The following is an 18,897-nucleotide window of genomic DNA, read 5'->3' as shown; positions in this document are numbered from 1 at the left end:
TCAGCGGTCGGCGAAGCCGTCGGTGGCGGTGATCAGGGCATCGAGGATGCCGGGCTCATCGAAGGCGTGACCGGCATCCGGAATCAGGTGCAGCTCGGCCTCGGGCCACTGCCGGTGCAGATCCCACGCGATGTAGGCCGGCGTGCAGAGGTCGTAGCGGCCGTGCACGATGACGCCCGGGATGTCGCGCAGGAGGTGCGCGTCGCGGATCAGCTGCTCGGGCTCGAACCAGCCCTCGTTCACGAAGTAGTGGTTCTCGATGCGCGCGAAGGCGAGGGCGTAGCTCGGCTCGGCGAAGGCGGCGATCAGCTCCTCGCGCGGCAGCAGGGTGATGGCCGACGCCTCCCAGGTCGACCAGGCGACCGCGGCGGGGCCGTGCACCGCGGGGTCGCTGTCGTTGAGCAGGTCGTGGTAGCTGCGGATCATCGAGCGCCGCCCCGCTTCGGGCACCGGCTCGACGAACGTCTCCCAGCGGTCGGGCAGGATGGCCGAGGCGCCGCCCTCATAGAACCAGTCGAGCTCGCTGCGCCGCAGCGTGAAGATGCCGCGCAGCACGAGCTCGGTCACGCGGGCGGGGTGCGTCTCGGCGTAGGCGAGGGCGAGGGTGCTGCCCCACGAGCCGCCGAGCACCTGCCAGCGGTCGATGCCCCGGGCCTCGCGCAGGCGCTCCATGTCGGCCACGAGGTTCCAGGTGGTGTTCGACGACAGGTCGGCGCCCGGTTCGCTCGCGTGCGGCAGGCTCTTGCCGCACCCGCGCTGGTCGAAGAGCACGATGCGGTATTTCGCCGGGTCGAACAGCCGCCGGTGGGTGGGGTTCGTGCCGCCGCCCGGGCCTCCGTGCAGGAACACGACGGGCTTGCCGGCGGCATTGCCCGACTCCTCCCAGTAGATCGTCTGGCCGTCGCCGACGTCGAGCATGCCCTGCTCGTAGGGTTCGATCTCGGGGTAGAAGGTGCGCATGCCTTCCAGGGTATTCGGCTAGGCCAGCCCCGCCGAGTAGGCGAAGATCACGGCCTGCACCCGGTCGCGCAGCTCGAGTTTCATCAGCACGCGGCCGACGTGGGTCTTCACGGTCGACTCCGAGAGATAGAGGCGCGCCGCGATCTCGGAGTTGGTGAGCCCCTCGGCCATCGCCACGAGCACTTCGCGCTCCCGTTCGGTGAGTGTCGCGAGGCGGGCCGACGAGTCGTCGGCGGGGTCACCGGATGCCGCCGCTCGACCCTCGGGCGACGCCGCGGCCGCGGCCCCGCCGGGCAGTTGCGGCCCGAAGAGTTCGAGCAGCTTGCGGGTCACCCGCGGCGACACCGCGGCGTCTCCGCTCGCGACGGCCCGGATGGCGGCCGCGAGCTCGACGGGCTGCGCGTCTTTCAGCAGGAACCCGCTGGCTCCCGCGTTGAGGCCCGCGAACGCGTACTCGTCGAGGTCGAACGTGGTGAGGATGATCACCCGGCTCGCCGGATCGCCCGCCACGATCGCGCGCGTGGCCTCGATGCCATCCATGCCCGGCATCCGCACATCCATGAGGATGACGTCGGGCCGCAACCGGGCCGCCGCCGCCACGGCCTCCCGCCCGTCGCCGGCCTCGCCGACGACCTCGAACTCGTCGTTCGACTCCAGCACCAGACGCATGCCGAGCCGGATCAAGTGCTGATCATCCACGAGCAGCAACCGGATGCGTCGCGCCGCCGGGTCGGTGGTGGCACCGGCCGCGGGTGGCTGGTGCGGTGGTTCGTGGGATGGTTCGTGGCGTGGCTGGTGGGATGTCTCGTGCGTGCGGTCGGTCACCATTCGTCTCCTTCGAGGTCGCGCGCCGGGGGCCCGGTGGGTGCCGCCGGCGACGCGGGTGCCGCCGGCGCAACGGGTGCCGCAGGCGTAGCGGGTGCCGCAGGCGACGCGGGTGCCGCGGGCGAGGGCGTGGTCGGCGCTGCCGGCGACACCGGTGGTGCGGACACACTCGATGCCGCGGGCCACACCGGCGCATGGGGCGCGATCGGGGCCGTCGTTCCCGGGGGCGACGACGGCGGAGACGGGAGTTCGGCGTGCACCCGCCAGCCGCGCGCACCGGCGGGGCCGACCACCACGGTTCCGCCGTGCACCGCCACGCGCTCGCGCAGGCCGATGAGGCCGCGGCCCGATCCGGCCGAGGCGGCGCCGCGGCCCGGGTCGAGGCCGTCGTCGCTGATGTCGATGGTGATGCCGCGGCCCGCGCCCGCACGGGCGTCGAAGTCGAGCACGACCTCGACCGCCGACGCCTGCACCGCGTAGCGCAGTGCATTCGTGAGGCTCTCCTGCACCACCCGGAACACCGCGAGCTGCAGCATCCGGTCGCCCGGCGGCTCGCCGTGTGTCGTGTAGCGAACGGGCAACCCTGCAGCCCGGAACGACGCGATCAGCTCGCCGAGGTCGTCGAGACCCGGTTGAGGCGCCAGGAGTGCGGCGGCATCCGTTGCTCCTCCACCACCCAGTCCGGCTCCCGCTGCTGCTCCCGCTCCCACCCCGGCTGCAGCTCCCACTCCTGCCCCTGGTGCGGCTCCCGCGGAGGCCATTCCCCCGCCGGACTCGATCGGGAGGCCACCACGGCCTCCCCCACGCGCATCGGCCTCCCGACCGAGGGTGCCGAGGCTTCCGGAGGCCGGCTCGCCCCCCGCCCCACCGCCGGCCCCCTCCGCGGCCGTGAGCACCCCCAGGGTGCGCCGCATGTCGGTCAACGCCCGCCGTGCCGTGCTCGCCGCCTGGTGCATCGCCTCGCGGGCGGTCTCGGGCGAGCGGTCGACGCTGGCCTCGGCGCCGTCGGAGAGCGCCACGATCACGGTGAGACTGTGCGCCACGATGTCGTGCATCTCGCGGGCGATGCGCGCGCGCTCGGCCGCCGCCGAGAGCTGGGCCTGCTGATCGCGTTCGCGGGCGAGCTGCGCGGCCCGGTCGAGCAGCGCCTGGATATAGCGGCGCCGATTGCCGAACGTGATGCCGACGAGCGTGGCGATCACCATCACCAGGGCGAGCAGGATGCCGTAGCCGATCGCCTCCACCAGGTCGGTCGAATCGTTGATGAACGCCGACACGGCGCCCACCACCACGGCTACCGCCGTCCAGAGCCAGGCCGCGCGCGCCGTGCGGTAGACCGCGAGCGCATACAGCGCGAACACCATCGGCACCACGTCGATCTGCTGCGTCTCGGTGCTGAGCAGCACCAGCGACGCCGCCGAGATCGCCGCCGTGATGTGCGGCACGTAGCGCCGGAACAGCAGACCGACCGACACGGCCCCGGTGGCGTAGACGAACAGGAAGCCGTACCACGGCACCCCCTCCGCCACCGAGCGCCCGAAGACGTAGAGCGAATACGCGCCCATCGGCACGAGGTAGGCGCCGGCGATGAGCCCGTCCAAGAGCCACGGATGCCGGTTGAAATACGACCTCACGAAGCCCGGCGGTTTGGGCAGCCGCAAGTCCTCGGCGCCGGACGGACGAGCCGCCGGCGCCGAGGTCTCGAAGCCTGGACCCCCTGCGGGGCCGGGTGCCGCCATCGTCAGGCGTCCCTCCGTTTCAGCAGAACCACGGCCGCCGTAGCGAACACCGCGATCCACCCGAGCATAACGAGCACGGCCTGCCACGGCTCGAACGTGCTGCTGCCGAGGAACAGCGTCTGGCCGACGTTGCCGGGCAGCCAGTCGACGAGCACGCGCACCCAGTCGGCGTCGATGAACGACAGCACCGAGGGCAGCACGAGCAAGAGGCCCAGTGCCGCTGCGATGCCGCCGGCCGTGTGCCGCAGCACCGCGCCGAGGAACAGCGCCATCAACCCGACGAGTGCGAGGTAGCCCGCGCCGCCGACCAGACGGCCCCAGAGATCGGGGTCGCTGAGGTCGGAGGCGACACCGCGCGCCTCGAGCAGCGGCCACGTGACGGCATAGGCCGCGAACACCGAGACCAGCCCCACCACGAAGGTCGTCACCGAGAACACGATCGCCTTCGCCACCAGCACGGGCGTGCGCCGGGGCACCGCTGTGAGGCTGGAGCGGATCTGGCCGGTGCCGTACTCGCCACTGATGACGAGCACGCCGAGCACCGAGATCACGAGCTGATTGAGCAGGATGCCGAGGGTCGACGGCAGCACGGCCAGCTGGTTCGCCGCCTGGCCCGGCGCATCCAGGTCTCCCTGGGTGAGCACGAGCACCACGCCCATGCCGATCTGCACCACCACGACGATGGCGTAGGCCCAGACGGTCGAGCGCAGCGTGGTGAGCTTGATCCACTCGCTGGCGAGGATGCCCGAGAAGCGCAGCCGCACCGCGGAGGGCTGCTCGAACGAGGCGCGCGAGGGCGCCGGAACGACGGCGGCGGTCATCGGGCCACCCCCTCTGCCTGGGCGAGGCCGGAGCCCACCGTGGTGCGGTACTCCACCTCGTCGCGGGTGAGCTGCATGTAGGCCTCCTCGAGCGACCCCTGCACCGTGGTGAGCTCGTGCAACGCCACACCGATCGCGAGCGCGGCGTCGCCGATCACGTCGGCCGAGAGGCCACGCACCTCGATCGTGTCGCTCTCGACGCTCGTGACCGTCACGTCGGCCTGCGCGATGCGGCGGGCGACCTCGTCGATGCGGGGGCTCCGCACGCGCACGAAGGTATGGGTCGATCCCACGATCTCGGCGACGGTCGCATCGGCGACCACCCGGCCCTTTCCGAGCACGATGATGTGGTCGGCGGTGAGCGCCATCTCACTCATCAGGTGGCTCGAGAGCAGCACCGTGCGCCCCTCGGCGGCGAGCTGCCGCACGAACCCGCGCACCCAGAGCACGCCCTCGGGGTCGAGCCCGTTGACCGGCTCGTCGAGGATCAGGGTCGCCGGATCGCCGAGCAGAGCGGCCGCGAGCCCGAGCCGCTGGCCCATGCCGAGCGAGAATCCGCCGACGCGTTTGCCGGCGACCGACTGCAGACCGGTCAGTTCGATCACCTGGTCGACGCGACCGCTCCGGATGCCGTGGGTCGCCGCGATCGCCCGCAGATGGTTGCGCGCGCTGCGGCCGGTGTGCACGGCCTTCGCGTCGAGCAGGGCGCCGACCTCGCGCAGCGGGGAGTGGTGCTCGGCGTAGGGCTTGCCGTTGACGGTGACCCGGCCAGCGCTCGGCCGGTCGAGCCCGACGATCATGCGCATGGTGGTCGACTTGCCGGCGCCGTTCGGCCCGAGAAAGCCGGTCACCTGCCCGGGCCGCACCACGAAGTCGACCGAGTCGACGGCTGTTCGCGCTCCGTAGCGCTTGGTCAAGGATGTCGCCTCGATCATGAATTCTCCTGACGAAAGGTTCGTGCGCTCACTGCGCACTCCTCACGCTACGGATGCCGCCACGGCGCCCCATCGGCCCCCGGTGCCGTCTGCCCCGGCCCGCGTCATACCCGGGTACCGCCCCCCTCCCCGCGCCCCCCTTCCCCGCACCCCCCCATTTCGCCGAGTGGTCACTTTCTGCGCCAAGGCGCGGCGGGAACCGCCGAAAGTGACCACTCGGCGAAAACGAGGGGCGGGGGGTGCGTGGAGGGGAGGGGGGCGGGGGCGGGGGGCTAGGCGCGCGTAGCCGCGGGCTTCTTGGCGGCCGCCTTCTCCGACACGGGCGCGGTGCCCGACTCGCGCTGAGCCCGGTAGTAGTCGCGCGCCTCGGTCTGCCGCGCCTTCTCGGCACCCGTCGCGATGGCCGCCCGCACGTGCTCGGGCCCGTAGCCGAACGCGCGCACGAGATCCTGGGCATGCGGCCGCAGGCGGGCCGACAGCCGCTCGGTGTAGAGCCCCACGGCCTGAGCGCGCTTCGGCGAGAGCCGGCCGTTCATGAGGTACCAGGCGAGGTGCTTCTCGATCAGGCCGAGGCCGAACAGGTCGCGCAGCCAGGTGAGCACCACGCGCGTGCCGTCGTCGAGTCCGGCCGCGATTCCCGAGGCGCCCTCGATCGCTTCGGTGAACGCCTCCCACTGCAGTAGTTCGGCATGGGCCCGCGCGGCCTCGATGATCTCGCTCTGATGCAGGTTGAAGAGGTCGGCGGCATCCTTCTTCGACAGCTTCGACGCCGGGCGCAGCTTCGCCGCCACCTCGGCGACCATGGTCTCGACCCGGTCGGTGAGCAGTTGCCGCTGGGCCGCGGCGTCGCGCAGCTGACCCACCGAGCGCGCGGTCGAGCCGAAGTCGGCCACGGTCTGTGCGAGCGAGCGCAGCCCGGTTCCGTTCACGGTGCGGCCGCGCGCCTGCTCGACGGCATAGCGCGCGAGCACGCCGAAGTCGGCCTTGGCGAACCGGCGGCTGTAGTCGCTCAGCAACCGCTTGGCCACGAGCTGCAGCAGCACGTGGTTGTCGCCCTCGAAGGTGGCGTACACGTCGAGGTCGGCGCGCAGCCCCACCAGCCGGTTCTCGGCGAGGAAGCCGGCGCCGCCGCAGGCCTCACGGGCCTCTTGCAGCGTGTCGAGCGCGTGCCAGGTCGACAGCGGCTTGAGCGCCGCCGCGAGGGTCTCGAGGTCTTGCCGGTCTTCGTCGGTGTCGCTGGCGCCCGAGAACACCTCGTCGAACTTCGTCAGCAGCTGCTCGTGCGCGAAGCTCGCGGCATAGGTGGTGGCGAGCTTGGGCATCAGCCGCTTCTGGTGCAGCTGGTAGTCGAGCAGCACCTCCTCGTCGGTGTCGCTGCCAGCGGTGAACTGCCGGCGCTCGTTGCCGTAGGTGACGGCGATGGTCAGGGCGATCTTGGCGGCCGCGACCGAGGCGCCGTCGAGCGAGACGCGGCCCTGCACGAGGGTGCCGAGCATGGTGAAGAAGCGACGGCCGGGGCTCTCGATGACGGAGTGGTAGCTGCCGTCCTCGGCCACGTCGCCGTAGCGGTTGAGCAGGTTCTGCCGCGGGATGCGCACCTGGTCGAAGTGCAGCCGGCCGTTGTCGATGCCGTTGAGGCCGCCCTTCAGACCGTCGTCCTCCCCGCCGATGCCCGGCAGGAACGCGCCCGTCTCGTCGCGCAGCGGAACGTAGAAGGCGTGCACCCCGTGGTCGACGTCGCGCGTGATCAGCTGGGCGAACACGACGGCGGCGGTGCCGTGCACGGCGGCGTTGCCGAGGTAGTCCTTCCAGGCCCCGCGGAACGGCGTGTGGATGACGAACTCCTGCGTCGCCTCGTCGTAGGTGGCCGTGGTGCCGATGGCCGCGACATCCGACCCGTGGCCGGTCTCGGTCATGGCGAAGGCGCCCGGCACGTCGAGGCTCATGATGCCCGGCAGGAAGGTCTCGTGGTGGTAAGCGGTGCCCAGGTGCAGCACGGCCGCGCCGAACAGCCCCCACTGCACGCCCGACTTGATCTGCAGGCTCGGGTCGGCGGTCACGAGCTCCTCGAAGCCGGCGATGTTGCCGCCGTGGTCGTCTTCACCGCCGAGCGACGACGGAAAGGCGCGGTGCACCTGCCCGTTCTCGACCAGCAGCTTCAGCTGGCCGAACACGCGCTGCCGGTGCTCGTCGAGGGTGAGGCCGTCGATGCGCTGCAGTTCGGGGCGGGCGGTGAGCTCGCGCGCAGCGAGCCGCACGTCGGCCCAGGTGCCGAGCAGGTACTGGCCGAGGCGCTCGACGTCGGTGCGGGCGACCACCACGTCGTTGGTCGACGCGCGGCGGGAGTCCCCCGCGCCGGGCTTCTTGGCCACGCGAGCCGAGGCGTCGAGCTCGCTCTCGATCGCCGCCGCTTCGACCGCGTCGTCGGCGCGGCGCGAGCCGTCGGAATTCTTCGTGTCGACCGTGTGCGTCATCGTCGTCCTCATCGTCGTGGCGCGCATCCGCGATGGCGCGCGCCGAGCCGCTTCCCACGCTAGAAGGCGCTCGCGCGAAGAGGAATCCCGCCGTGACCGGGCTACAAACGGCACCGGATGCCGCGACCGCACGACTGTGGACATTCCACAGTCAGGCGCGGGTTTGCACCACCGAGGCAGACAAACCGGTCGCGGCATCCGCGCGCCGCTCGCGCCGCTCGGCGGCCAGGTGCACGGTGGCGAAGACGATCGCGGCCACGGCCAGCACGCCCACGATCGGAGCCAGGATGTCGACCGCCGGCGCGAGACCGGCCGCCGTGGCGAGGGCGCCGGCGCCGATGGCCGTGATCGCCTGCAGCAGGTAGGAGAACAGGTAGAGCATCGACAGCGTGGCGCCGCGGTGGTGGGCCGGCGCGGTGCGGTTCACGAGGCCGAGTCCGCCGGTGAACGCGAACGAGTAGCCCACGCCGCCTACCACGCACCAGGCCAGGAACAGGGCGATCGAGCCGCTCGCCGCCGCTCCCGCCATGAGTGCGAGCCCGGCGAGCGACACGATGCCCCCCACGATGATCGAGATGTGGGCCGGAACACGCCGCAAGAGCAGCGCCGTGACCCCGATGGCGATCGACGAGATGCCGAGCAGGGCGCCCACGACGAGCAGATCGGTGGTGCCGGTGAGGTCGCGGGCCATCTGGGCGCCGAGCGACAAGAAGATGGCACCCACGCTGTAGGCGAGCGACACCGACACGGTCGCCGCGATGAAGGCGAGCAGGATGCCGCGGGGGAGCTTGAGGGCGGCCGGCCGCCAGCTCGGCCTCCCGAGCCCTGCGGTGTCGACCGGGGTGAACCACACCGCGACGAAGGCGACCGCGGCGAGCACGAGGAGCACGGCGAAGCTGAGGAAGAGGGGCAGCGGGGCATACTGCGCGAGCACTCCCGACACCAGCAGGGCGAGCGTGAGGCCGGTGGCGGTCGACGCCGCCGTCAGGGTGCTCGCCACCCGCGGGTTGGCCGAGGTGTTGTTCTCGACGAGCGCCGCGCTCGCGGCCCCGAGCGCGAAGCCGGTGCCGACGCCCTGCAGCACGCGGGCCGCGTAGAGCCAGCCCACGTTCGGTGCCACGGCGAACACCGCGGCGGCGATGGCGATGAGCGCCACGCCCAGAAGGATGGCGCGCCGCCGGCCGATGCTGTCGGAGAGACCGCCGAACAGCAGCAGCACGATCAGCAGCGCGAGCGGGTAGGCCGCGAACACCGATGTGGTCACCACGGCGGGCAGGTGCCACTCGGCGGCGTAGACCGGGTAGAGCACACTCGGCGCCCCGCTCGCCCAGAGGCAGAGCGCGAGCACGGCCGAGGCCGACCAGAAGGTTCCGCGGCGGCCGAGGCGCCAAGTTGTCGTCATGACGGCACTGTACGCCTTCTGACTTGGAATTTCCAATTTAGACGCGGACGACGTACCCTGGGCGCATGGTCACAACGAAGCAGGCCGAGCCCCGAGAGCCCGCGTCGCAGAGCGAGGCGCGGTGCCAGATCGTGCGCACCCTCGACATCATCGGCGAGAAGTGGTCGCTGTTGATCATTCGCGACGCCTTCCGCGGGCGCACGCGGTTCTCGGAGTTCCGCGAGTCTCTCGGCGCCCCGAGCGACATCCTGTCGGCCCGCCTCACCAAGCTCGTCGACGCCGGCGTGCTGGAGAAGCGCGCCTACCGCGAGCCCGGCTCCCGGGAGCGCTCGAGCTACCACCTCACCGAGAGCGGCCGCGGCCTGGCCCTGGTGGTGGGCTCGCTCGTGCAGTGGGGCGACACCTACAACCCCTACAGCGGCGGCAAGACGTCGGTGCTCGTCGACGCGGTCGACCAGCGCCCCCTGTCGGTGGCCTTCGTCGACGACGAGGGGCATCCGGTGGCCACCGACGAGGCCGTCTTCGTGCCGGGGCCGGCGGCGCGCGAGCCCTGGGAGCCCCTCCGCTAAGCGCCGACGTCGTTGCGCACACATGCATTTTCCAGGCATCCTGTGAATAGTTGTAGCGTCAAGTCCTGCGAGCGCCCCTGCTCGCCGCCATCGAAATGAGAGCCGTTGCCTTCCCGTTCCGATTCCCCCGACTCGTCGTCGAACTCGTCGTCGTCGCTCCCGCCCAAGGCGAAAGACCAGGCGAAGAAGCTCACGGTCAAGCAGGAACGCGACGCGCGACGCGCTGAGAAGGTGGCGGCCATGGTCGCCCAGCAGAAGCGCCAACGGCGCAACCGCCTGATCGGCTGGATCACCGGAGGTGTGGCCGGCGTCGCGGCGATCGGCCTGCTGATCGGCTTCGTCGTGTCGAGCGCCACCCCCAAGGTCGACCCGGCGTCGATCTCGATCGCCGGTCTGCAGACCTACTCGGGCCTCACGGCGAACCACGTCGACGGCACGGTGGACTACCCGCAGACCCCGCCGGCCGGCGGCGACCACAACGGCGTGTGGCTGAACTGCGGCGTCTACTCCGAGCCGGTGCCCAACGAGAACGCGGTGCACGACCTCGAGCATGGCGCCGTCTGGGTCACCTACGACCCGACGCTGGTCGACTCCGCCGGGGTCGACACGCTGAGGTCGCAGCTGCCCGACACCTTCGTGGTGCTCTCGCCCTACGCCGACCTGGGCTCCCCGGTCGTCGCCTCGGCCTGGGGCAACCAGGTCGCGCTCGACGGCGTCGACGACCCGCGCCTCGGGGAGTTCGTGGCCAAGTTCTGGAAGTCGGCCGACGCCCCCGAGCCCGGCGCCCCGTGCACCGGCGGAGTGGACGGTCCCGGCAAGGTCGCGTGACGGGCATGACGGGCGTGAGGGCGTGAGCGACGCCGAGACGACGCCGCGCCCCGGCGTGTCACGCGGGCGCGTGGCGGTCGCCGCGATCGTGGCCGCCGTGCTGATCGCGGTGGTCGCCTTCGCCGCCGGATGGCTGGCCGCCCCCCGCACGCCGACCCCGTCGACCACGAGCGTCGAGGCGGGGTTCGCCCGCGACATGCAGCAGCACCACGACCAGGCGGTGCAGATGGCGATGATCATCCGTGCCCAGACCGACGACCCCGAGATCCGCCAGCTGGCCTACGACATCGCCACCAGCCAAGCCCAGCAGTCGGGCCAGATGTATGCCTGGCTGAACGCGTGGAACCTGCCGCAGGCCTCGTCGCAGCCGGCGATGACCTGGATGCTGCAGCCCGTGTTGAGCGGTGCCGACGGTGGTGCGGGGTCGCACCAGCACACCGCCGATGCCGACATGCAGCCCGGTGAGCCGATGCCCGGCATGGCGACCGATGACGACATCGCGCGCCTCTCGGAGCTGACCGGCGTCGACGCCGAGCGCCTGTTCCTGCAGCTGATGATCGCGCACCACCAGGGCGGCGTCGAGATGGCCGACGCGGTGCTGGCGCGGTCGACCGACCCGCTGGTCGTTCCGCTCGCCAACTCGATCGTGTTCGCCCAGACGGGCGAGATCGAGTACATGAAGTCGCTCTTGGCCGGGCTCGGCGACTAGCGCCGCGGCGGCATCCGCGTCACGCCGTCGACTCGCGCAGCGGTTGGGTAGCCCCGGCGGCGCCTCGACGGCTCACCGTCCGGTCCGAGGTCTGACCCGCTCGTGCCCCGCGCGGTCAGGCGGGCGGAGCGTCGCGTTCAGGCGGGCGGAGCGTCGCGATCAGGCGGGCGGAGCGTCGCGATCGTCATAGCGCCCGAAGTCGTCGAACGGCGGTGCATCGTCGAAGGGCGCGTCGTCGAACGGCGGAACGTCATCGAAGGGCGGCGCCTCGTCGAGCGGCGGGGCTTCGGCGTCGAACAGCGGGCCCTCGGTGCGGTCGCCGCGCGACACCGTGCGGGATCGCCCTCGTGATGCCCGCGCCTTCTCGAATCGCGGCGCGCGTTCGGCGGCGGGCTCGGCCCCACCCTCAGGCGGCACGAAGGCTCCGGCGACGACCGTGGCCACGAGGCCCGGCCCATAACTCTCGCGCTTGCGCTCACCGATGCCCGGCACGCCGGCCAGGTCGCTGACGCTCGTGGGCTTCAGCGCAGCGACCGCCGCGAGGGTCGCGTCGTGGAACACCACGTAGGCCGGCACGCCCTGCTCTTTGGCGGTGGCCGCGCGCCAGGCGCGCAGCACCTCGAACAGTTCACCATCGGCATCCGACAGCTCGAGCTTCGCGCTCGATCTCGACGCCCGGCCGCTCGAGCTGCCGCCGCCCGACCGGCTCGACGCGGGGCGCTCCGGTTCGCGGCGCAGCTGCACCGCGCGTTCGCCCGAGAGCACCGCCGCGCTGTCGGGGGTGATGACGAGGGTGCCGAAGCCGTCGTCGTGCACGGCGAGCAGACCCTGGGCCAGAAGCTGCCGCACCACTCCGCGCCACTGCTGCTCGCTGAGGTCGTCGCCGATGCCCCACACGGTGAGACTGTCGTGGCCCCACTGGGCGACGCGATCGGTGCGCTTGCCGCGCAGGATGTCGATGAGGTGCCCGGCACCGAAACGCTGGTTGCGCTCGCGCTCGAGGCGAACCACCGTCGAGAGCAGCTTCTGGGCCGGAATCGTGCCGTCCCACGACTCGGGCGGCTCGATGCAGGTGTCGCAGTTGCCGCAGGGTTCGCTCTTCTGACCGAAGTAGGCCAACAGGTTCACCCGTCGGCAGTGCACGGTCTCGCAGAGGGCCAGCATCGCATCGAGGTGCGCCGACAACCGGCGCCGGTGGGCGAGGTCGCCGGGCGACTCGTCGATCATGCGCCGCTGCTGCACCACGTCGTTGAGCCCGTAGGCCATCCACGCCGTGGACGGCAGACCGTCGCGGCCGGCGCGCCCGGTCTCCTGGTAGTAGCCCTCGACCGACTTCGGCAGGTCGATGTGGGCGACGAACCGCACGTCGGGCTTGTCGATGCCCATGCCGAACGCGATGGTGGCCACGATCACGACCCCTTCGTCGCGCAGGAACCGGGCCTGCGTGCGCGCTCGCACCCCGGCGTCGAGACCGGCGTGGTAGGGCATGGCGTCGATGCCGTTCTGGGCCAGGAACTGCGCGGTCTGCTCGACCGTCTTGCGCGACATCGCGTAGACGATGCCCGCGTCGCCCCGGTGCTCGGAGCGGATGAACGACAGCAGCTGCTTGCGCACCTCGTTCTTCGGGTCGATGCGGTATTGGATGTTCGGCCGGTCGAAGCTGGCCACGAAGTGGCGGGCGTCGCCGAGCGACAGGCGCTGGGTGATCTCTTTGTGCGTCGCCTCGGTGGCCGTGGCCGTGAGCGCGATGCGCGGCACGGTGGGCCAGCGCTCGGCGAGCTCGGCGAGCGCGAGGTAGTCGGGGCGGAAGTCGTGGCCCCACTGCGACACGCAGTGCGCCTCGTCGATGGCGAACAGGGCGATCTTGCCGTTCTCGAGGAACCGCTTCGTGCTCTCGGCCGACAACCGCTCGGGAGCGACATAGAGCAGATCGAGCTCGCCCGACAGGTAGGCCTGCTCGACCTCGGCCCGCTCGGCCGCACCCTGGGTGGAGTTGAGGAAGGCGGCACGCACACCCACGGCCTTCATGGCCTCGACCTGATCGTGCATGAGCGCGATCAACGGCGAGATCACCACGCCGGTGCCGGGCCGCACGAGAGACGGCACCTGATAGCAGAGCGACTTGCCCGCACCGGTCGGCATCAGCACCACGGCGTCGCCGCCCGCGATCACGTGGTCGATGACCTCGGCCTGGTCGCCGCGGAACGACTCATACCCGAAGACCCGGCTGAGGGTGTCGAGAGCTACGGATGCGGATGCTTGGGTCACGCAACGAGCCTAGTTCGCGCGTGCGACATCCGGTCGCTGTGCACAGCCTTCGCTCGGCCGACCACGCCTCCCGAGAATGTGCAGGAGAAGTCGCTCCCTCATGCCACCCCTACCACTCGCCCTACCGCCGCCGCCGAGAAGTCAACATCCGCTCTAGAACGAGCCGTCGAAGACCACTTTTCGACTTCTCGAGGGGAAGGGCGGCGCGGGCACGACCTCAGCGCGCGAGCGGCACCTCGAGGATGCTGGGGCCCGCGGCCGGCGACGCGAGCGCCGAGTCGAGGTCGCCTCGCCCGGTGACGAGCCGGTGCTGCCAGCCGTAGGCGGCGGCGAGGGCGGCCAGATCGACCCGGTGCGGAGTGAACATCACCCGGTCGAACGCGTCGCGGTCGGCAGTGCCGGCCACTTCGAGCGAGTCGAAGATGGTGCCGCCACCGTCGTTGCCGACGACCAGCTGGATGCGCGGACGCACCTCCCCCGCCCCCAGCAGCAGCCCGCCCACGTCGTGCAGCAGCGTGACGTCGCCGAGCAGCACACGCGTCGTGCCCGCCCGGGCCCGCGCCGCGGCGCCGGTGCCGGCCCCGGCCCCGGTCCTGCTCGCGCCCCCCGCCAGCGGCGCCGTCTGGCTGGCGAGCGCGATGCCCACGGCCGTCGACACCGTGCCGTCGATGCCCGCGAGGCCGCGATTGGCGTGCACCGTGATCTTCTTGCCCGGCGCCACGGCGTCGAGCTCCCGGATGAGCCGCGACGCCCCCAGCACGAGCCGGTCGTGCGGCCAGGTCGCCCGCCACACGGCTAGCGCAAGGGCACGCCGCGAGATCGGCGCCCGTAGCGCCGCCAGCTCGGCCCGCGCGAACTCGCGGGCCGCCGCGAGGTCGTCCGATCCCCCCGCCGACACCAGGGGCGCCGCCACCTCGTCGCTCTGCTGCTCGAGCAGCTCGCGGCTCGCGAACACCCACTGCCCCGTCCAGGCCCGGGCTGCGCGGTCGAAACGGTCCTCCGGGTCGGCGGTCACGGCGTCGGCCACGAGCGTTCGCGCATGCGGCCGCACCGGTTCACCCGCTCCCCGCACCACGATGGTCTCGACGTCGTCGCGCGCCAGCAGCGCCGGCACCTCTCGACTCAGCGTCGGATGCCCGAACACGACCGCCCGCTCGACCCTCCCCCCGAAGTCGTCGTGCGCCAGCAGCTCCCGGTAGAGCACCACGAGGTTCGGCCCGAACCGGGCCCCGCTCGACACCTCGGCGAGCAACGGCCACCCGGCCGCGAGCGCGAACTCGTTGGCAGCCTCGCCGGCATCCGCTCCCGCGATCACGACCGTGCGGGGCCCGCGCTCCACGTGCACCACCACGGTCGAGACCGCCGGATGCCGCCACTCGGCGCCCTCGTCGGCTCCGCTCATGGCGTCCGCACGCGCCCGGCCGTCGCCGGCCGGCGACCCGTCGCCCCCGCTCGTCTCCCCGGCGTCGACGGTCTCGGGGTCGCCTTCCGCCTCGATCTCGCCCGACAACGGCTCCACGAACTGCAGATTCACGTGCACCGGGCCGGCACCGGCCGAGGCCGCGGCATCCGTCGCCTCCGCAGCACCACCAGCACGGTCAGCATCCGCGACACCTGTACCACCAGCACTTGCGGCACCCCCAGCACCCGCAGCACGCCCGGCCCCAGCACCCGCAACACCCCCCACGGCGGCCGCGAACGCCTCGGCGGCGAGCGCCCGCGCATCCGGAATCGCGTCGGGCCGCGGCGCGTCGACATCGAACTCCCGCCGCACGAACCGCCCGAAGATGCCCGGCTGCCAGGTGGTCTGGTTCGAACCAGTGCCCCGCAGCCCCTCGGGGCGATCGGCGGCCAGCACGATCAGGGGCACGCCCGAGTGCGACGCCTCCACCACCGCCGGCAGCAGGTTCGCCACCGCGGTGCCCGAGGTCGTCACCACCAGCGCCGGCCGCCCGCTCTCACGGGCGATGCCGAGGGCCGTGAAGGCGGCATCCCGTTCGTCGATGCGCACGTGAAGGGTGATGCGCCCCTCGTTCTCGAGTGCGGCGAGCGCGAGGGCCAGCGCCTGCGACCGCGACCCGGGCGACACGATCGCGTGCTCCACCCCGAGGGCGGCGAAAGCGCGCACGAGCCGGGTGGCGAACGTCGCTGCCGGGCTCGGCGTCACCGGTCGGTTCTGCCGTTGTCCTGCTCGTCGTCGGTCTCGGCGAGACGCTTCTCGAGCTCGCGGATGCGCTCGTCTTCGTTGGGATCGCGGATGGGCCGGATGGTGCCCAGGAAGTCGGGATCGTCGTCGGGGCCCACCGCTCGAACCGGCCGCGTCGTCGCGCGCCGGCCGCGCCCGATGAGCAGCCACAGAATGCCCCCGAGGGGCGTGAACAGCAGGATGATGAAGAACCAGGCCACCCTCGGAAGAGCCTTCACACGCGCCTTCGGCAGCATCAGACAGTCGACGAGCGCGTACACGGTAAAGGCCACCACGATGATGACGAGGGCAAGGAGTACGCGAGCCATGTCAGTAACTGTACCCCCGGCATCAGGGAGTCGACTGCGTGTTTCCAAACCGCAACCTGACCGTGCCAATGGCCCGTGAATCCGGGCTTTTCGGCAGGTGCCGGGCGGGGCCGTCATAGACTCGAAGGCGTGAAACCCGGACAGACCTGGCTCGTTTACACCCTCCTCCGCCTGGGGGTGTTCGCGGTCACCCTCACCGTGCTGATCCTGCTGCAGATCACGCCGTGGATCGCCACGGTCATCGGAGCCCTCATCTCGCTCTGCATCTCGATCATCTTCTTGCGCAAGCCCCGCGAAGAGGCCTCGAAGACCCTCTACGAAGCGCGCAACAACCGCCATCAGGCCGCCCGCGCGACGGCCCAGAAGTCCGAAGACGAAGACGTCGAAGACGACGCCGTCGACAACGCGAAATAACGTCCCTCCCCCGAAACCCGTCAACCTGCAAGGAGACACCCATGCCCGCTCACTTCGACGTCGTCGTGCTCGGAGCCGGCCCCGGCGGCTACGTCGCCGCCATTCGAGCCGCCCAGCTCGGCAAGTCGGTCGCCGTCATCGAGAAGCAGTACTGGGGCGGTGTGTGCCTGAACGTCGGATGCATCCCCTCGAAGGCTCTTCTGCGCAACGCCGAGCTGGCGCACATCTTCACCCACCAGGCCGCACAGTTCGGCATGTCGGGTGAGGTCACCTTCGACTTCGGCGTCGCGTTCGACCGCAGCCGCCAGGTCGCCGAGGGCCGCGTCAAGGGCGTGCACTTCTTGATGAAGAAGAACAAGATCACCGAGCTCGACGGCCACGGCCGCTTCACCGACGCCCACACCATCGAGGTCGCGCTCTCGAACGGCGGCTCCGAGACGGTCACCTTCGACGACGCCATCATCGCCACCGGGTCGACCGTGCGCCTGCTGCCGGGCGTTGAGCTGAGCGACAACGTCGTCACCTACGAGACCCAGATCATGACCCGCGACCTGCCGCGCTCCATCGTGGTCGTGGGCGCCGGGGCCATCGGCATGGAGTTCGCCTACGTGCTGAAGAACTACGGCGTCGACGTCACCATCATCGAGTTCCTCGACCGCGCGCTGCCCAACGAAGACGCGGATGTCTCGAAAGAGATCGCGAAGCAGTACAAGAAGATCGGCATCGACATCCTGACCTCCACCAAGGTCGAGGCGGTCGTCGACGACGGATCGTCGGTCACGGTCACCTACACGGCCAAGGACGGCTCGACCGGGTCGATCCAGGCCGACAAGGTGCTCATGTCGATCGGCTTCGCGCCGCGGGTCGACGGCTTCGGCCTCGACACGACCGGGGTGGCCCTCACCGAGCGGGGTGCCATCGCCATCGACGACTTCATGCGCACCAACGTGCTGAACATCTACGCCATCGGCGACGTCACCGCCAAGCTGCAGCTGGCCCACGTGGCCGAGGCGCAGGGCGTGGTGGCGGCCGAGACCATCGCCGGCGCCGAGACCATGGCGCTCGGCGACTACCGCATGATGCCGCGCGCCACGTTCTGCCAGCCGCAGGTCGCCTCGTTCGGACTCACCGAGCAGCAGGCGCGCGACGAGGGGCACGACATCAAGGTCGTGTCGTTCCCGTTCCAGGCCAACGGCAAGGCGCACGGTCTCGGCGAGCCCGTCGGCTTCGTGAAGATGATCACCGACACGCAGTACGGCGAACTGCTCGGCGCCCACCTCATCGGACCCGACGTCTCGGAGCTGCTGCCCGAGCTGACCCTGGCTCAGAAGTGGGATCTGACGGCCACCGAGCTCGCCCGCAACGTGCACACGCACCCCACGCTGAGCGAAGCCCTGCAGGAGGACTTCCACGGCCTCACGGGGCACATGATCAACTTCTGACGCCCGGCGTTCAGGGCGCGGCGCGCGCCTCAGAACGCGAAGGCGAGCCCCAGCCCGATGCCGTAGAGCAGCCCGAACAGGCTGGTCAGCTGCAGCACCGTGATGTATTCGCGCGGCTTCTTGGCGGTGAACATGATGATCGCCGCGGGAACGGTGAGCAGCAGCGTGAAGAACACCAGCGGCGCGAGCGGGTAGAGCAGCGCGAAGAACGCGAGGTTCGCGTAGGCGACGAGCAGCCAGAACACGTAGACGACGCGCGAGCCCGTGCGCCCGATCAGCACGGCGAGCGTGCGCTTCTTCACCAGGCGGTCCTGATCGATGTCGCGGATGTTGTTGGCCATCAGCACGGCGCACGCGATGGCGCCGGCGGCGATGCCCGAGGCCCAGCTCTCGGTGTTGACGTCGCCGGCGAGGATGAACGTCGTGCCGATCGTGGCCACGAGCCCGAAGAAGACGAAGACGAACAGCTCTCCCAGGGCGTAGTAGCCATACGGATGCTTGCCGCCGGTGTAGAACCAGCCCGCGGCGATCGCGGCCGCGCCCACGACGAGCAGCCACCAGTACCCCGTGAGGATCACCAGCGCGAGCCCCGCCACGGCGGCTAGGCCGAAGAACACGAGCGCGACCGCGAGTACGCGCTTGGCCGGCACGAGCCCCGACCCGGTGAGACGCGGCGGCCCGACCCGCACGTCGTCGGTGCCGCGAACGCCGTCGGAGTAGTCGTTGGCGTAGTTGACGCCCACCTGCAGGAAGATCGCCACCAGCAGGCAGAGCAGGATGCGGAGCTTCGAGACATCCGTCATCACCATCGCCGCACCGGTGCCGAGCGCCACGGGTGCGACACCGAGGGTCAGCGTGCGCAGGCGGGCGCCGGCGATCCAGGCGCCTGCGGCGGATCGAGGGCCGGCAGGACCGGCGGCGACTGGGGCTTTGCGGCCCGCGGAGACGCGAGCGGGATGGCCCGAGGGGCGCTTCTTGGTTTTCGACATCGGGCTGA

At 71.1% G+C, this 18,897-nt stretch carries 16 protein-coding genes; 5 read left to right on the top strand and 11 right to left on the bottom strand.

Annotated elements, in window-relative coordinates:
* The 7 genes from pip to N1032_RS00395 form a co-directional block, all read right to left on the bottom strand.
* Positions 1 to 960, bottom strand: a complete 960-nt coding sequence (gene pip, locus N1032_RS00425) for a prolyl aminopeptidase (protein ID WP_259536724.1) — start codon at positions 958 to 960, stop codon at positions 1 to 3.
* 18 nt (positions 961 to 978) lie between these two features.
* Complete coding sequence (locus N1032_RS00420) at positions 979 to 1,629, bottom strand: response regulator (protein WP_407933004.1); 651 nt, start codon at positions 1,627 to 1,629, stop codon at positions 979 to 981.
* Between the two features lie 152 nt (positions 1,630 to 1,781).
* Positions 1,782 to 3,524 (bottom strand): sensor histidine kinase, encoded by a 1,743-nt coding sequence (locus tag N1032_RS00415; RefSeq protein WP_259536722.1) that lies wholly within the window; start codon positions 3,522 to 3,524, stop codon positions 1,782 to 1,784.
* A gap of 2 nt (positions 3,525 to 3,526) precedes the next feature.
* A complete protein-coding gene (locus N1032_RS00410; RefSeq protein ID WP_259536720.1) occupies positions 3,527 to 4,345 on the bottom strand; it encodes an ABC transporter permease subunit in 819 nt (272 codons plus the stop codon).
* Complete coding sequence (locus N1032_RS00405; RefSeq protein ID WP_259536719.1) at positions 4,342 to 5,280, bottom strand: ABC transporter ATP-binding protein; 939 nt, start codon at positions 5,278 to 5,280, stop codon at positions 4,342 to 4,344. Before N1032_RS00405 ends, N1032_RS00410 begins: the two co-directional genes overlap by 4 nt.
* Positions 5,281 to 5,552: 272 nt before the next feature.
* A complete protein-coding gene (locus N1032_RS00400) occupies positions 5,553 to 7,754 on the bottom strand; it encodes an acyl-CoA dehydrogenase family protein (RefSeq protein ID WP_259536718.1) in 2,202 nt (733 codons plus the stop codon).
* Between the two features lie 151 nt (positions 7,755 to 7,905).
* The gene (locus N1032_RS00395; RefSeq protein ID WP_259536714.1) at positions 7,906 to 9,156 is read right to left on the bottom strand and encodes an MFS transporter; all 1,251 of its coding nucleotides are present in this window, start codon (positions 9,154 to 9,156) and stop codon (positions 7,906 to 7,908) included.
* Between the two features lie 65 nt (positions 9,157 to 9,221).
* On the opposite strand from N1032_RS00395, the gene N1032_RS00390 reads away from it, so the two are divergent.
* From N1032_RS00390 to N1032_RS00380, 3 genes are all read left to right on the top strand, one after another.
* Positions 9,222 to 9,725, top strand: a complete 504-nt coding sequence (locus N1032_RS00390) for a winged helix-turn-helix transcriptional regulator (RefSeq protein WP_259536712.1) — start codon at positions 9,222 to 9,224, stop codon at positions 9,723 to 9,725.
* Positions 9,726 to 9,830: 105 nt separating this feature from the next.
* On the top strand, positions 9,831 to 10,553 hold the full coding sequence (locus tag N1032_RS00385; protein ID WP_259536711.1) for a DUF3105 domain-containing protein: 723 nt from the start codon (positions 9,831 to 9,833) through the stop codon (positions 10,551 to 10,553).
* Positions 10,554 to 10,575: 22 nt separating this feature from the next.
* Complete coding sequence (locus N1032_RS00380) at positions 10,576 to 11,262, top strand: DUF305 domain-containing protein (RefSeq protein WP_259536710.1); 687 nt, start codon at positions 10,576 to 10,578, stop codon at positions 11,260 to 11,262.
* A 159-nt stretch (positions 11,263 to 11,421) separates the two neighbouring features.
* Here the strand turns inward: N1032_RS00380 and recQ are convergent, their stop codons facing one another.
* The 3 genes from recQ to N1032_RS00365 all read right to left on the bottom strand — a co-directional run bounded on the left by recQ (position 11,422) and on the right by N1032_RS00365 (position 16,044).
* Positions 11,422 to 13,530 carry a DNA helicase RecQ gene (gene recQ, locus N1032_RS00375; RefSeq protein ID WP_259536709.1) on the bottom strand — a complete coding sequence of 703 codons (2,109 nt, stop codon included), beginning with the start codon at positions 13,528 to 13,530 and terminating at the stop codon, positions 11,422 to 11,424.
* A 217-nt stretch (positions 13,531 to 13,747) separates the two neighbouring features.
* Positions 13,748 to 15,697, bottom strand: a complete 1,950-nt coding sequence (locus N1032_RS00370) for a thiamine pyrophosphate-binding protein (protein ID WP_259536708.1) — start codon at positions 15,695 to 15,697, stop codon at positions 13,748 to 13,750.
* On the bottom strand, positions 15,694 to 16,044 hold the full coding sequence (locus N1032_RS00365; RefSeq protein ID WP_259536702.1) for a PLDc N-terminal domain-containing protein: 351 nt from the start codon (positions 16,042 to 16,044) through the stop codon (positions 15,694 to 15,696). Before N1032_RS00365 ends, N1032_RS00370 begins: the two co-directional genes overlap by 4 nt.
* A 129-nt stretch (positions 16,045 to 16,173) precedes the next feature.
* Here N1032_RS00365 and N1032_RS00360 point away from each other — a divergent pair, with 129 nt between their 5' ends.
* Positions 16,174 to 16,458 carry a DUF4229 domain-containing protein gene (locus N1032_RS00360; RefSeq protein WP_259536700.1) on the top strand — a complete coding sequence of 95 codons (285 nt, stop codon included), beginning with the start codon at positions 16,174 to 16,176 and terminating at the stop codon, positions 16,456 to 16,458.
* Positions 16,459 to 16,499: 41 nt separating this feature from the next.
* Entirely contained in the window at positions 16,500 to 17,900 is a 1,401-nt protein-coding gene (gene lpdA / locus N1032_RS00355) for a dihydrolipoyl dehydrogenase (RefSeq protein ID WP_259536698.1), read from the top strand.
* A gap of 29 nt (positions 17,901 to 17,929) precedes the next feature.
* On the opposite strand, the gene N1032_RS00350 is transcribed toward lpdA, so the two are convergent.
* A complete protein-coding gene (locus N1032_RS00350; protein ID WP_259536692.1) occupies positions 17,930 to 18,889 on the bottom strand; it encodes a 1,4-dihydroxy-2-naphthoate polyprenyltransferase in 960 nt (319 codons plus the stop codon).
* Positions 18,890 to 18,897 lie beyond the last annotated feature (8 nt).

Origin of the sequence: Herbiconiux daphne (genome assembly GCF_024979295.1) — a bacterium.
GTDB lineage: Bacteria > Actinomycetota > Actinomycetes > Actinomycetales > Microbacteriaceae > Herbiconiux > Herbiconiux daphnes.
The sequence above is the reverse complement of the archived record's forward strand: the minus strand, read 5'-3'. Positions and strand labels throughout refer to the sequence as shown.